This is a genomic window from Escherichia sp. XD33 (assembly GCF_019375075.1).
In the GTDB taxonomy this organism is placed as follows: domain Bacteria; phylum Pseudomonadota; class Gammaproteobacteria; order Enterobacterales; family Enterobacteriaceae; genus Enterobacter; species Enterobacter flexneri_A.
This window is the reverse complement of the sequence record NZ_JAENDM010000027.1, coordinates 41,702-54,407: the sequence shown is the minus strand read 5'-3', so window position 1 is coordinate 54,407 and position 12,706 is coordinate 41,702. Positions and strand designations below refer to the sequence as shown.

The following is a 12,706-nucleotide window of genomic DNA, read 5'->3' as shown; positions in this document are numbered from 1 at the left end:
TGGGACAGTATCCCTGACAGCCTACAAAACGCAATTGAAGAACGCGAGGCATCGTCTTAACGAGGCACCGAGGCGTCGCATTCTTCAGATGGTTCAACCCTTAAGTTAGCGCTTATGGGAGTGATCCCCGCCACTTTTCAGGTGCTCGCATATCTTCAACGCACCCTGGTTTTACCCAGGCCTGCCCACGGGCAGGCTTTTGGGGAGGTTAGCGGGTCAGGTCGTCAAAAAACTTCTTCACACCATCAAAGAAGCTCTTTGAGCGCGGGCTGTTGTGCTCGCCGGTTGGGCCACCGAAGCTTTCTTGCAGCTCTTGCAGCAGCTGTTTCTGCTTCTCGTTCAGGCCTACCGGTGTTTCGACGACAACGCGGCACAGCAAATCACCCTGTGCGCCACCGCGGACAGACTTGACGCCTTTACCGCGCATACGGAAAAGCTTACCGGTCTGGGTTTCGCCAGGCACTTTCAGTTTGACGCGACCATCAAGGGTCGGTACTTCGATTTCGCCACCCAGCGCCGCCATAGCGAAGTTGATCGGGACTTCGCAATACAGGTTGTTGCCTTCACGCTCGAAAATCGGGTGCTGTTTAACCTGAACCTGAACGTACAGATCGCCTGCCGGTGCGCCATGCTCGCCCGCTTCACCTTCGCCCGCAAGACGGATGCGGTCTCCAGTGTCCACTCCTGCCGGGATTTTAACGGACAGCGTTTTGCTGCGCTCAACACGACCATGACCATGACATTTGTTGCACGGATCTTTGATCAGCGTACCGCGGCCCTGACAGTGTGGACAGGTCTGCTGTACAGCGAAGAATCCCTGACGCATCTGCACCTGACCAGAACCATGACAGGTCGGACAGGTCTGCGGCTGTGTACCTGGTTTTGCACCGCTACCGTGGCAAACGTCACACTCTTCCAGAGTCGGAATGCGGATCTCTTTGGTCACGCCACGTACAGCTTCTTCGAGGGTGAGCTCCATGTTATAGCGTAAATCAGCACCGCGCGCCGCACGTTGACGACCACGTCCGCCGCCAAAAATATCGCCGAAAACGTCACCAAAAATATCGCTGAAGTCTGCGCCGCCGCCAAAACCGCCGCCGCCCATACCACCTTGCTCAAACGCAGCATGACCATACTGATCGTATGCCGCACGTTTTTGCGAGTCGGTCAGAACTTCATAAGCTTCCTTGATCTCTTTAAATTTCGCCTCGGCCTCTTTGTCACCCTGGTTACGGTCCGGGTGGTATTTCATGGCCAGGCGTTTGTAGGCCTTTTTGATTTCACGCTCTTCCGCTGTTTTGGAAACGCCTAAAATCTCGTAATAATCTTGCTTAGCCATCTTTTTTAAATTGCCCCTAGATGAATGCACGGGCGGAGAGGAAATTCCCCTTCGCCCGTGTCAGTATAATTACCCGTTTATAGGGCGATTATTTTTTGTCTTTGACTTCTTCAAATTCAGCGTCGACAACATCGTCATCTTTCGCGTTGTTTGCAGAAGCATCAGCACCGGCAGTCTGCTGCTGGGCATGTTGCTGCTGGGCGATTTCCATCAGTTTCTGGGAAACCTGTGCCAGTTCCTGCATTTTCGCTTCGATAGCGGCTTTGTCTTCACCTTTCAGAGCAGTTTCCAGTGCAGTCAGTGCAGACTCGATAGCAGTTTTGTCGTCAGCCGGCAGTTTGTCGCCTGCTTCTTCAACCTGCTTACGGGTGCTGTGCAGCAGATGGTCGCCCTGGTTGCGAGTCTGTACCAGCTCTTCAAACTTACGGTCAGCTTCGGCGTTAGCTTCTGCGTCGCGTACCATTTTCTGGATTTCATCTTCGTTCAGACCAGAAGAAGCCTTGATGGTGATCTTCTGCTCTTTACCGCTGTTTTTATCTTTCGCGGAAACGTGCAGGATACCGTCAGCATCGATATCGAAGGTAACTTCGATCTGCGGCATGCCGCGCGGTGCCGGGTTGATACCATCCAGGTTGAACTGACCCAGAGATTTGTTATCAGCCGCACGTTTACGTTCACCCTGCAGCACATGGATGGTTACCGCAGACTGGTTGTCTTCAGCGGTAGAGAACACCTGGCTGTGCTTGGTCGGGATAGTGGTGTTTTTCGCGATCAGCGTCGTCATCACACCGCCCATGGTTTCGATACCCAGAGACAGCGGGGTAACGTCCAGCAGCAGTACGTCTTTCACGTCACCAGTCAGAACACCACCCTGAACAGCAGCACCGATTGCTACAGCTTCGTCCGGGTTAACGTCTTTACGCGGCTCTTTACCAAAGAACTCAGCAACTTTCTTCTGAACCATTGGCATACGAGTCTGACCACCAACGAGGATAACGTCGTCGATATCAGATACGGACAGGCCAGCGTCCTGCAGTGCAACTTTCAGCGGCTCAATGGAACGGTTTACCAGATCTTCAACCAGGCTTTCCAGTTTCGCACGAGTCACTTTGATGTTCATGTGTTTCGGACCGGTCGCATCTGCAGTGATGTACGGCAGGTTAACGTCGGTCTGCTGAGCGGAAGACAGTTCGATTTTCGCTTTTTCTGCCGCTTCTTTCAGGCGCTGCATTGCCAGCGGATCGTTGCGCAGGTCAATGCCCTGATCTTTCTTGAATTCTTCAACCAGGTAGTTGATCAGACGGCTGTCGAAGTCTTCACCACCCAGGTGGGTATCACCGTTGGTTGCCAGAACTTCGAAGGTTTTTTCGCCGTCAACTTCGTCGATTTCGATAATAGAAATATCGAAAGTACCACCACCCAGGTCATAAACCGCGATAGTACGGTTGCCAGTACCTTTGTCCAGACCGTAAGCCAGCGCAGCTGCGGTCGGTTCGTTGATGATACGTTTTACTTCCAGACCAGCGATACGGCCTGCGTCTTTGGTTGCCTGACGCTGAGCATCGTTAAAGTATGCCGGTACGGTGATAACAGCTTCAGTTACCGGTTCACCCAGGTAATCTTCAGCGGTTTTCTTCATTTTTTTCAGCACTTCAGCAGAGATCTGCGGCGGTGCCATTTTCTGGCCTTTAACTTCGACCCATGCGTCGCCGTTATCAGCAGCAATAATTTTGAACGGCATGATGGAAACATCACGCTGTACTTCTTCGTCCTGGAAGCGGCGGCCAATCAGGCGTTTAATCGCAAACAGGGTGTTTTGCGGGTTCGTCACTGCCTGACGTTTAGCCGGCTGACCAACCAGAGTTTCACCATCCTGGGTATAGGCAATGATAGAAGGCGTGGTGCGATCGCCTTCGGCGTTCTCCAGCACACGAGGAGTGGTGCCATCCATAATCGCTACACAAGAGTTGGTAGTACCCAGGTCGATACCAATTATTTTACCCATCTAAACGTCTCCACTATATATTCGGTCATCATGTGGTTGTGAGTCTGTAATAGGGGCGAAACGTCTGGTTTCAACTGCCCAATTTCATTTTTTTGCAGACTCACTCACTGCGGTTGACTACTAAATGGGGTCGTAACCCACGTCATCAAGGGGGAGATGCAAAAATTTTTTGTGCTTTTGCGCAGAAATTTCGCGATATGGCAGGACAAGACGTAAAATTGACAGCAATTTTATTCAGATAAAGAATGAATCGCAGCCAAGGCATTCATCAAAAAATTGTAATAAAAAGAAAAGATTACGTACCTGAACCTTCTCTTTATCAGCAGTAAACTAGTGGGTATTCATCCCTCTACCTCTTCCCACTAAGAGAATCCTTATGAAATCCGTTTTTACGATTTCCGCCAGCCTGGCGATTAGCCTGATGCTGTGCTGCACGGCGCAGGCAAACGACCATAAACTCCTCGGCGTCATTGCAATGCCGCGTAACGAAACCAACGATCTGGCGCTGAAACTTCCTGTTTGTCGCATTGTGAAACGCATACAACTCTCTGCCGACCATGGCGATTTACAGTTAAGCGGTGCATCGGTTTATTTCAAAGCCGCCCGTAGCGCCAGTCAGAGTCTGAATATTCCTTCAGAAATAAAAGAAGGGCAAACCACTGACTGGATCAACATTAACAGTGATAACGACAATAAACGCTGCGTCTCAAAAATCACCTTTTCCGGTCATACGGTGAACTCATCGGATATGGCCACGCTGAAAATTATCGGCGACGACTAACGCCAGAATATAGAAACCACAAAAAATGAATGTTAATTACCTGAATGATTCAGATCTGGATTTTCTTCAGCATTGTAGTGAGGAACAGTTGGCAAATTTCGCCCGATTGCTCACCCATAATGAAAAAGGCAAAACTCGCCTCTCCAGCGTACTGATGCGCAACGAACTGTTTAAATCGATGGAAGGGCATCCCGAGCAACATCGCCGCAACTGGCAGCTGATTGCTGGAGAATTACAGCATTTTGGTGGCGATAGTATCGCCAACAAACTGCGCGGACACGGTAAATTGTATCGGGCCATTTTGCTCGATGTTTCAAAACGATTGAAGCTGAAAGCCGACAAAGAGATGTCTACGTTTGAGATTGAGCAACAGTTACTGGAACAATTTCTGCGTAACACCTGGAAGAATATGGACGAGGAACATAAGCAGGAGTTTCTGCACGCGGTCGATGCCAGGGTGAATGAGCTGGAAGAGCTGCTGCCGCTGCTGATGAAAGACAAATTATTGGCAAAAGGCGTGTCGCATTTGCTTTCCAGCCAATTGACCCGCATTTTACGCACCCACGCAGCAATGAGCGTGCTTGGGCATGGTTTGCTGCGCGGCGCGGGTCTGGGAGGCCCTGTGGGCGCAGCATTAAATGGGGTTAAAGCGGTCAGCGGCAGTGCCTATCGCGTGACAATTCCAGCCGTACTGCAAATCGCCTGCCTGCGCCGGATGGTTAGCGCCACTCAGGTCTGACACCGTAAACCGGGGAAAATTTTCATTTTCCCCTCAAAAGATCGTAGACACTGCCCCACTGGCTGATTATTATGCCGCGCCCTGAAAACACTACTGTTATTCAGGGAAATTATTTCACCATTCATTCGATGATGATTTTTGAGGAATTATGGGCAACACTAAGTTGGCTAATCCGGCACCGCTGGGCCTGATGGGCTTCGGCATGACCACCATTCTGCTTAACCTGCACAACGTGGGTTATTTCGCTCTGGACGGTATTATTCTTGCCATGGGCATTTTCTACGGCGGCATCGCGCAAATTTTTGCCGGTCTGCTGGAGTACAAAAAAGGCAACACTTTCGGTTTAACCGCATTCACCTCTTACGGTTCTTTCTGGCTGACGTTGGTTGCGATTCTGCTGATGCCGAAACTGGGTCTGACCGATGCGCCAAATGCACAGTTCCTTGGTGTCTACCTGGGTCTGTGGGGCGTATTTACGCTGTTTATGTTCTTCGGCACGCTGAAAGGCGCACGCGTTCTGCAATTCGTTTTCTTTAGCCTGACTGTGCTGTTTGCCCTGCTGGCGATCGGTAACATTGCCGGTAACGCCGCAATCATCCACTTTGCCGGCTGGATTGGTCTGATCTGTGGTGCCAGTGCAATCTATCTGGCGATGGGTGAAGTACTGAACGAGCAGTTTGGTCGCACCGTTCTGCCGATTGGTGAATCCCACTAATTGTTTTGAGATCCCCCCGCTCGGGGGGATCTTTTTATTCGCTAACGTCGCGTCTTGCACTCTTCGGTCTGAATGCAGCAACCACTTCTGGTGCCGTTTCAACGTATGGCCCTTCCAGCAACTGAATGCAGTACGGTACGCTGGCAAAAATACCGTGTACCACAACGTTACCCGCAGCGTCCTTCACACCTTCCAGCGTCTCTTTAATAGACTTCGGCTGACCGGGTAAGTTAAGGATCAGCGCCTGTTTGCGAATCACACCAACCTGACGCGAAAGGATCGCAGTTGGTACAAAATGCAGGCTTATCTGGCGCATCTGTTCACCAAAGCCAGGCATCTCGCGGTCCGCTACTGCCAGCGTCGCATCGGGCGTTACGTCACGACGCGCCGGGCCAGTTCCGCCCGTGGTGAGCACCAGATGGCAACTCATTTCATCCACTAGCTCACACAACGTTTGCTCGATGATCGCCTGCTCATCGGGGATTAAGCGGGTTTCCAGTTCAAACGGCGTGGTTAGCGCCGATGTCAGCCATTCTTCCAGCGCAGGGATGCCTTTATCCTGATAAACGCCGCTGGATGCGCGATCAGAGATGGAAACTAAGCCAATACGTAAAGTATTCATCAAGATTTTTCCGTTTAAACAGTCTCGTTAAACAGAATGATACACTGCGAAGGGAGTGACAGACAGGCTTCAGAAGAGGTAGCGTGACCGACTTCCCGGTCACGCTAAGAATGATTACAGCAGATCGCCGATCATTTTTTCCAGTTTTTCCTGGTCAATAGCAAACTTACGGATACCTTCCGCCAGTTTATCTACTGCCATTGGATCCTGGTTGTGCTGCCACAGGAACTCGGACTCAGTGATACGCGCCGGACGCGCTTTCACTTCGCCGGTGTAAGACAGTTTACGTTCGATAGCCCCTTCGCTCTCAGCCAGCTCTTTCAGCAGTGTAGGTGCGATGGTAAGACGGTCGCAGCCTGCCAGTTCCAGAATTTCGCCGATGTTACGGAAGCTTGCGCCCATAACCACGGTTTCATAACCGTGCTCTTTGTAGTACTGGTAGATTTCAGATACAGAAACCACGCCCGGATCTTCTGCCGGAGCGTACTCTTTCTTATCGGTATTCGCTTTGTACCAGTCAAGAATACGGCCAACAAACGGCGAGATCAGGAACACGCCCGCTTCCGCACAAGCACGAGCCTGAGCGAAGGAGAACAGCAGGGTCAGGTTACAGTTGATGCCTTCTTTTTCCAGCTGTTCTGCAGCACGGATACCCTGCCAGGTAGAAGCCAGTTTGATCAGAATACGATCGTTGCTAATACCAGCATCGTTGTAGAGTTTGATCAGGCGTTTTGCTTTCGCAATTGACGCTTCGGTGTCATAGGAAAGACGCGCATCAACTTCAGTTGAGATACGGCCCGGAACCAGTTTCAGGATTTCCAGACCAATATTTACTGCCAGTTTGTCGGTCGCGTCCACGATCTGCTGCGCGCGATCGTTGCTCTGCTGTTTCGCCCAGGCGACAGCATCATCAATCAACTTACGGTATTCCGGAATCTGCGCTGCGTTAAGAATGAGAGAAGGGTTGGTTGTGGCATCCTGCGGTTGATACAGCTTCATTGCCGCGATGTCCCCAGTGTCGGCCACTACGGTGGTGTACTGACGAAGGGAGGTCAATTTGTCCGTCATGATAGTATTTCTCTTTAAACAGCTTGTTAGGGGGATGTAACCGGTCTGCCCTGATGATATCACGACGCAACGTCAGCGCAACCGCCGACAAGACGGTTATCGCCAGGCGAGACTGTTTCGGATTTCTGACACTGCGTTGATATCGCCCGCCATTTTTATACAAAACCTCATGTATGCTACGCAGAAGTTATCAAGTACCTCGTAGCGTATATACTTCTTAAACAATTGGTAACGTTTACACAGGAAAGTCATCGCGACCGGCAATAAGAGGGATATGCATGCCAGATTTTTTCTCCTTTATTAACAGCGTCCTTTGGGGATCGGTAATGATTTACCTGCTCTTCGGCGCAGGTTGTTGGTTCACTTTTCGCACCGGATTTGTGCAGTTTCGCTACATCCGCCAGTTTGGCAAAAGTCTTAAAAATAGCATTCATCCACAGCCAGGCGGTTTAACCTCATTTCAGTCATTGTGTACCAGTCTTGCGGCGCGCGTGGGTAGCGGCAACCTGGCCGGCGTTGCGCTGGCAATTACCGCCGGTGGACCTGGAGCCGTCTTCTGGATGTGGGTTGCCGCGTTTATCGGCATGGCGACCTCGTTTGCCGAATGTTCCCTCGCACAGCTTTATAAAGAACGTGATGCCAATGGGCAGTTTCGTGGCGGACCGGCATGGTATATGGCGCGCGGGCTGGGGATGCGCTGGATGGGCGTTCTGTTCGCCGTCTTTTTGCTCATCGCCTACGGCATAATTTTCAGCGGAATTCAGGCGAACGCCGTTGCGCGAGCCCTGAGTTTTTCTTTTGATTTTCCCCCGCTGGTGACAGGTATTATTCTCGCTGTCTTTGCTCTGCTGGCGATCACTCGCGGTCTTCATGGCGTCGCCCGGCTCATGCAGGGGTTTGTCCCGTTGATGGCGATAATCTGGGTACTGACCAGCCTGGTGATTTGCGTAATGAATATCGGGCAACTTCCCCACGTCATTTGGTCTATTTTTGAGAGTGCTTTTGGCTGGCAGGAAGCGGCAGGCGGCGCGGCGGGATATACCTTAAGCCAGGCGATTACTAACGGTTTTCAGCGCAGTATGTTTTCCAATGAGGCGGGAATGGGGTCGACGCCAAACGCGGCAGCGGCAGCGGCGTCCTGGCCTCCGCATCCGGCAGCGCAAGGGATTGTCCAGATGATTGGCATTTTTATCGACACCCTGGTCATCTGTACGGCAAGCGCCATGCTGATATTACTGGCGGGTAACGGCACAACCTACATGCCGCTGGAAGGTATTCAGCTTATCCAGAAGGCGATGCGGGTGCTAATGGGTTCCTGGGGTGCTGAGTTTGTTACCCTCGTGGTTATTCTGTTTGCCTTCAGCTCCATCGTTGCCAACTACATTTACGCCGAAAACAATCTCTTCTTTTTACGCCTGAACAACCCTAAAGCGATCTGGTGTTTGCGGATCTGCACCTTCGCAACGGTCATCGGCGGCACCTTGCTAAGTCTTCCGCTGATGTGGCAACTGGCAGATATCATAATGGCCTGCATGGCTATTACCAATTTGACCGCCATTTTACTGCTCTCGCCTGTGGTTCATACCATTGCCAGTGATTATCTACGCCAGCGTAAACTCGGCGTGCGCCCGGTGTTTGATCCGTTGCGTTATCCGGATATCGGCCGCCAGCTTTCTCCGGACGCGTGGGATGATGTTTCGCAGGAGTAATCACAACTATCGATCAACTCATTCTCTTTTTTTGCTAAAGTCGGCATAAATTTCCTGCAAGGACTGGATATGCTGATTCTTATTTCACCTGCGAAAACGCTTGATTACCAAAGCCCGTTGACCACCACGCGCTATACGCTGCCGGAGCTGTTAGACAATTCCCAGCAGTTGATCCATGAAGCGCGGAAACTGACGCCTCCGCAGATTAGCACGCTGATGCGCATCAGCGACAAACTGGCGGGTATCAACGCCGCTCGCTTTCATGACTGGCAGCCAGATTTCACGCCGGAGAATGCCCGCCAGGCGATTCTGGCGTTTAAAGGTGATGTCTACACCGGCTTGCAGGCCGAAACCTTCAGCGAAGACGATTTCGATTTTGCCCAACAGCATTTGCGAATGCTTTCCGGCTTGTATGGCGTACTGCGCCCGCTCGATTTAATGCAGCCTTATCGTCTGGAAATGGGGATCCGTCTTGAGAATGCCCGAGGGAAAGATCTGTATCAATTCTGGGGAGATATCATCACCAACAAGCTGAACGAGGCGCTCGCAGCACAAGGCGATAATGTGGTGATTAATCTGGCGTCAGATGAGTATTTTAAATCGGTGAAGCCGAAGAAATTGAATGCCGAGATTATCAAGCCGGTGTTCCTCGATGAGAAGAACGGCAAATTTAAGATAATCAGCTTCTACGCTAAGAAAGCACGCGGTCTGATGAGTCGTTTTATTATTGAAAATCGGCTGACCAAACCAGAGCAACTGACTGGTTTTAATAGCGAAGGTTACTTCTTTGATGAAGCTTCCTCCAGCAATGGCGAACTGGTGTTTAAACGCTACGAGCAGCGTTAAGTTTGCAGTCAATGCCGGATGCGGCGTGAACGCCTTATCCGGCCTACAAAAGCATGCAGATTCAATATATTGCAGAATTCACGTAGGCCTGATAAGACGCGCCAGCGTCGCATCAGGCGCTGAATGCCGGATTGTTACCCGGCATTTGTCATTTAGCGGTGATGTTTGCCTGGACCATGACCGCCGTGATGATCATGATGAGCTTTCTTATGGTGACGCGGCGGTGGCGGCGGTCCGTGTGGGTGCCAGCGATTGCCTCGCCATTCATAATGTTGTTTCCACCAGCCGTGGTCGCGCCAGTGACCGCCATCCCAGTAATAACCGCGATTATCACGATCGCCTATCTGTAATTTTACTGACGGGACTAACGTAATTTCCGCAGCCTGCGCTGCCATGGGAGCGACCAGAACCAGGGAAAGTGCGAGTACGATAGATTGCATCTTTTTCACAGGTTACTCCTTTTATCATTGCCCGTTATGGGTCGATATCCGGAGATTACGCGATGAGAACGGCGGTTGTTATTCTCCGCAATCCTAATCTCTAAGTTACCGCATTTATTGAGAATTTCTCCTTTTTCCCTGTCGTTTCTCTCCATATTTTCTTCACAAAAAAGCCGGGCTGCATAAAAGCAAACCCGGCCTGATTGAGATAATGAATAGATGTTACTGATGATTCATCATCAATTTACGCAACGCAGCAAAATCGGCGGGCAGATTATGTGAAAGCAAGGGTAAATCAGCACGTTCTGCCAGCTCTTTTGGCAGATCCAACGTTTCACCGAGAATCGCTTCCACGCTCTCTTTAAATTTCGCCGGATGCGCGGTGCCGAGGAACAAGCCATATTCGCCTGGATTCAACTGGTCACGCAGCGCACGATACGCTACGGCAGCGTGCGGCTCCGAGGTGTAGCCCAGTTCTTTTAACTCACGCATTGTCTGTTGCGTGGTTTCATCATCCACGGCTGCATAACCCAGCTCTTTCAGTTGCCAGATTTTGCGGCGGAACAACTCTTCCACACGCGGCCAGTTGTTCGGCTGACTCACGTCCATCGCGTTGGATAACGTCGCCTGAGTCGCTTTGGGGGACCACTGACCGTCGTGCAGGAAACGTGGCACGGTATCGTTCACGTTGGTCGCAGCAATAAAACGTTTCACCGGCAGACCGAGTGACTTCGCCAGCAGACCCGCCGTCAAATCGCCGAAGTTTCCGCTTGGTACCGAAACAACCAGCTGGTTGCGCGCCTCCTGCGGCAGCTGCGCAACAGCTTCAAAGTAGTAGCAAATCTGCGCCAGCAAACGGCTGATGTTAATCGAGTTAGCTGAGTTTAACCCCAGCGCCACTTTCAGTTCTTCATCATCAAACGCCTGCTTCACCAGCGCCTGACAGGCATCGAAATCGCCGTCGATGGCAACAGTTTCGATATTGCCGCCCAATGTACAGAACAGTTTTTCTTGCAGTGGACTGATTTTGCCTCGTGGATAGAGGATAACCACTTTCACATTCGGCAAACCGTAGAAAGCATGAGCCACTGCCGCTCCGGTATCACCGGAGGTCGCGGTCAGAATGGTCACTGGCTTATCACCCGCAATATGGGTCAGCATTTGTGCCATAAAGCGACCGCCGAAATCTTTAAATGCCAGCGTTGGCCCGTGGAACAATTCCAGACAACCGACATCGCTTTCAACATTGGCGACCGGAGCCGGGAAGGCAAACGCCGCGCGCACGCGCTCTTCCAGGATTTCCTGCGGGATTTCATCACCAATAAACGCCGAGAGGATCTTCGCACTGCGGGTGACAAAATCCAGCTTCAGCATCTCATCAATTTCAGTCAGGCTGAATTCCGGCAGGTCATGCGGAAAAAACAGCCCCTGATTTTTGCCCAACCCCTGGGTTACGGCTTGCGCAAAGCTGACCTGCTCGTTGTGATCTTTCAGATTGTAGAGTTTCATTTAGTTTTCCAGTACTCGTGCGCCCGCCGTATCCAGCCGGCAAATATGAACAAAACCTTCCTGATTTTGCAGGTAGTTCTTACCCAACCAGTCGGCAACGCGCTGGGCGGTATCCGGCTTGTCACACAGAGCGAACAAGGTCGGGCCGGAGCCGGAGATACCGCTCGCTACCGCGCCGATTTCCGCGACCGCCTGCCGCGCCTGCCGGAAGCCTGGCAGTAATCGTTCACGGTAGGGTTCAGCGATAACATCTTTCATCAGCTTCGCGGCAAGCTCAGGCTGACGGGAATAGCAGGCGTGAATGAAGCCTGCCAGATGTCGCCCGTGCGCAATGCAATCCTGGCGGCGATACTGCGCCGGTAAAATAGCCCGGGCTTCTGCCGTCGAGACTTTAATCCCCGGATACGCCAGCACCCACAGCCACTCATCAAACCCAGGCACTTGCTGGCTGATGATGTCGTTTTCTTCGATCATCAACTGCATACCACCTAGAAAACACGGTGCCACGTTGTCGTAATGAATGCTGCCGGAGATACGTCCTTCCAGCTCGCCCATCAAAGCCAGCAAACGAGTGTCATTAAGCGGCTTGCCGCAGTGTTCATTCATCGCCATCAGCGCCGCGACCACCGAACAGGCGCTGGAGCCTAAGCCCGAACCGATCGGCATATTCTTTTCCAGAGTCATCGCCACTGGAATTTGCTTGCCAAGCTCCTGGCAAAAACGCTCCCAGCACTGATAAACGATATTTTCCCGTGGTTCTGACGGCAGCTTATCGGCAAAGCGCCCGAGGTTGTTGAGACTGAATATCTCTGCCGCCTCAACCGTAACTACATCTCCGAGCAATGCACCATCAACGGGTGTCACCGCCGCCCCGAGCACATCAAACCCGACGCTCATATTGGCACTGGAAGCCGGGGCATAAACTTTAACCAT

At 51.6% G+C, this 12,706-nt stretch carries 12 protein-coding genes; 5 read left to right on the top strand and 7 right to left on the bottom strand.

Features of this window, described 5'->3' with window-relative positions:
* Window positions 1-208: 208 nt before the first annotated feature.
* Both dnaJ and dnaK read right to left on the bottom strand, forming a co-directional pair.
* On the bottom strand, window positions 209-1,339 hold the full coding sequence (gene dnaJ / locus K0778_RS16115) for a molecular chaperone DnaJ (RefSeq protein ID WP_001118464.1): 1,131 nt from the start codon (window positions 1,337-1,339) through the stop codon (window positions 209-211).
* An 88-nt stretch (window positions 1,340-1,427) separates the two neighbouring features.
* Window positions 1,428-3,344, bottom strand: a complete 1,917-nt coding sequence (gene dnaK, locus K0778_RS16110) for a molecular chaperone DnaK (protein WP_000516135.1) — start codon at window positions 3,342-3,344, stop codon at window positions 1,428-1,430.
* A gap of 376 nt (window positions 3,345-3,720) precedes the next feature.
* Between dnaK and K0778_RS16105 the strand changes: the two genes are divergently transcribed.
* From K0778_RS16105 to satP, 3 genes are all read left to right on the top strand, one after another.
* A complete protein-coding gene (locus K0778_RS16105) occupies window positions 3,721-4,125 on the top strand; it encodes a DUF2541 family protein (protein WP_000843568.1) in 405 nt (134 codons plus the stop codon).
* Between the two features lie 25 nt (window positions 4,126-4,150).
* On the top strand, window positions 4,151-4,864 hold the full coding sequence (msyB, locus tag K0778_RS16100) for an acidic protein MsyB (protein WP_001102383.1): 714 nt from the start codon (window positions 4,151-4,153) through the stop codon (window positions 4,862-4,864).
* A 148-nt stretch (window positions 4,865-5,012) separates the two neighbouring features.
* On the top strand, window positions 5,013-5,579 hold the full coding sequence (gene satP / locus K0778_RS16095) for an acetate uptake transporter (RefSeq protein WP_000528538.1): 567 nt from the start codon (window positions 5,013-5,015) through the stop codon (window positions 5,577-5,579).
* Between the two features lie 34 nt (window positions 5,580-5,613).
* On the opposite strand, the gene mog is transcribed toward satP, so the two are convergent.
* The gene (gene mog / locus K0778_RS16090) at window positions 5,614-6,201 is read right to left on the bottom strand and encodes a molybdopterin adenylyltransferase (RefSeq protein WP_001094682.1); all 588 of its coding nucleotides are present in this window, start codon (window positions 6,199-6,201) and stop codon (window positions 5,614-5,616) included.
* A gap of 114 nt (window positions 6,202-6,315) precedes the next feature.
* Window positions 6,316-7,269 carry a transaldolase gene (gene tal / locus K0778_RS16085; protein ID WP_000130189.1) on the bottom strand — a complete coding sequence of 318 codons (954 nt, stop codon included), beginning with the start codon at window positions 7,267-7,269 and terminating at the stop codon, window positions 6,316-6,318.
* A 278-nt stretch (window positions 7,270-7,547) separates the two neighbouring features.
* Between tal and K0778_RS16080 the strand changes: the two genes are divergently transcribed.
* A complete protein-coding gene (locus K0778_RS16080) occupies window positions 7,548-8,978 on the top strand; it encodes a sodium:alanine symporter family protein (RefSeq protein WP_001112563.1) in 1,431 nt (476 codons plus the stop codon).
* 69 nt (window positions 8,979-9,047) lie between these two features.
* Window positions 9,048-9,824, top strand: coding sequence for a peroxide stress protein YaaA (yaaA, locus tag K0778_RS16075; RefSeq protein WP_000906203.1), 777 nt, complete (start codon window positions 9,048-9,050; stop codon window positions 9,822-9,824).
* A gap of 152 nt (window positions 9,825-9,976) precedes the next feature.
* On the opposite strand, the gene K0778_RS16070 is transcribed toward yaaA, so the two are convergent.
* The 3 genes from K0778_RS16070 to thrB all read right to left on the bottom strand — a co-directional run bounded on the left by K0778_RS16070 (window position 9,977) and on the right by thrB (window position 12,706).
* Window positions 9,977-10,273 (bottom strand): DUF2502 domain-containing protein, encoded by a 297-nt coding sequence (locus K0778_RS16070; protein WP_000738721.1) that lies wholly within the window; start codon window positions 10,271-10,273, stop codon window positions 9,977-9,979.
* 213 nt (window positions 10,274-10,486) lie between these two features.
* Window positions 10,487-11,773 carry a threonine synthase gene (gene thrC / locus K0778_RS16065; protein WP_000781063.1) on the bottom strand — a complete coding sequence of 429 codons (1,287 nt, stop codon included), beginning with the start codon at window positions 11,771-11,773 and terminating at the stop codon, window positions 10,487-10,489.
* Window positions 11,774-12,706, bottom strand: a complete 933-nt coding sequence (thrB, locus tag K0778_RS16060; RefSeq protein WP_000241648.1) for a homoserine kinase — start codon at window positions 12,704-12,706, stop codon at window positions 11,774-11,776. It lies immediately after the preceding gene.

Coding starts and splice junctions, on each gene's coding strand:
- dnaJ (WP_001118464.1), bottom strand. CDS start 1,339: ATGGCTAAGCAAGATTATTACGAGATTTTAGGCGTTTCCAAAACAGCG.
- dnaK (WP_000516135.1), bottom strand. CDS start 3,344: ATGGGTAAAATAATTGGTATCGACCTGGGTACTACCAACTCTTGTGTA.
- K0778_RS16105 (WP_000843568.1), top strand. CDS start 3,721: ATGAAATCCGTTTTTACGATTTCCGCCAGCCTGGCGATTAGCCTGATG.
- msyB (WP_001102383.1), top strand. CDS start 4,151: ATGAATGTTAATTACCTGAATGATTCAGATCTGGATTTTCTTCAGCAT.
- satP (WP_000528538.1), top strand. CDS start 5,013: ATGGGCAACACTAAGTTGGCTAATCCGGCACCGCTGGGCCTGATGGGC.
- mog (WP_001094682.1), bottom strand. CDS start 6,201: ATGAATACTTTACGTATTGGCTTAGTTTCCATCTCTGATCGCGCATCC.
- tal (WP_000130189.1), bottom strand. CDS start 7,269: ATGACGGACAAATTGACCTCCCTTCGTCAGTACACCACCGTAGTGGCC.
- K0778_RS16080 (WP_001112563.1), top strand. CDS start 7,548: ATGCCAGATTTTTTCTCCTTTATTAACAGCGTCCTTTGGGGATCGGTA.
- yaaA (WP_000906203.1), top strand. CDS start 9,048: ATGCTGATTCTTATTTCACCTGCGAAAACGCTTGATTACCAAAGCCCG.
- thrC (WP_000781063.1), bottom strand. CDS start 11,773: ATGAAACTCTACAATCTGAAAGATCACAACGAGCAGGTCAGCTTTGCG.
- thrB (WP_000241648.1), bottom strand. CDS start 12,706: ATGGTTAAAGTTTATGCCCCGGCTTCCAGTGCCAATATGAGCGTCGGG.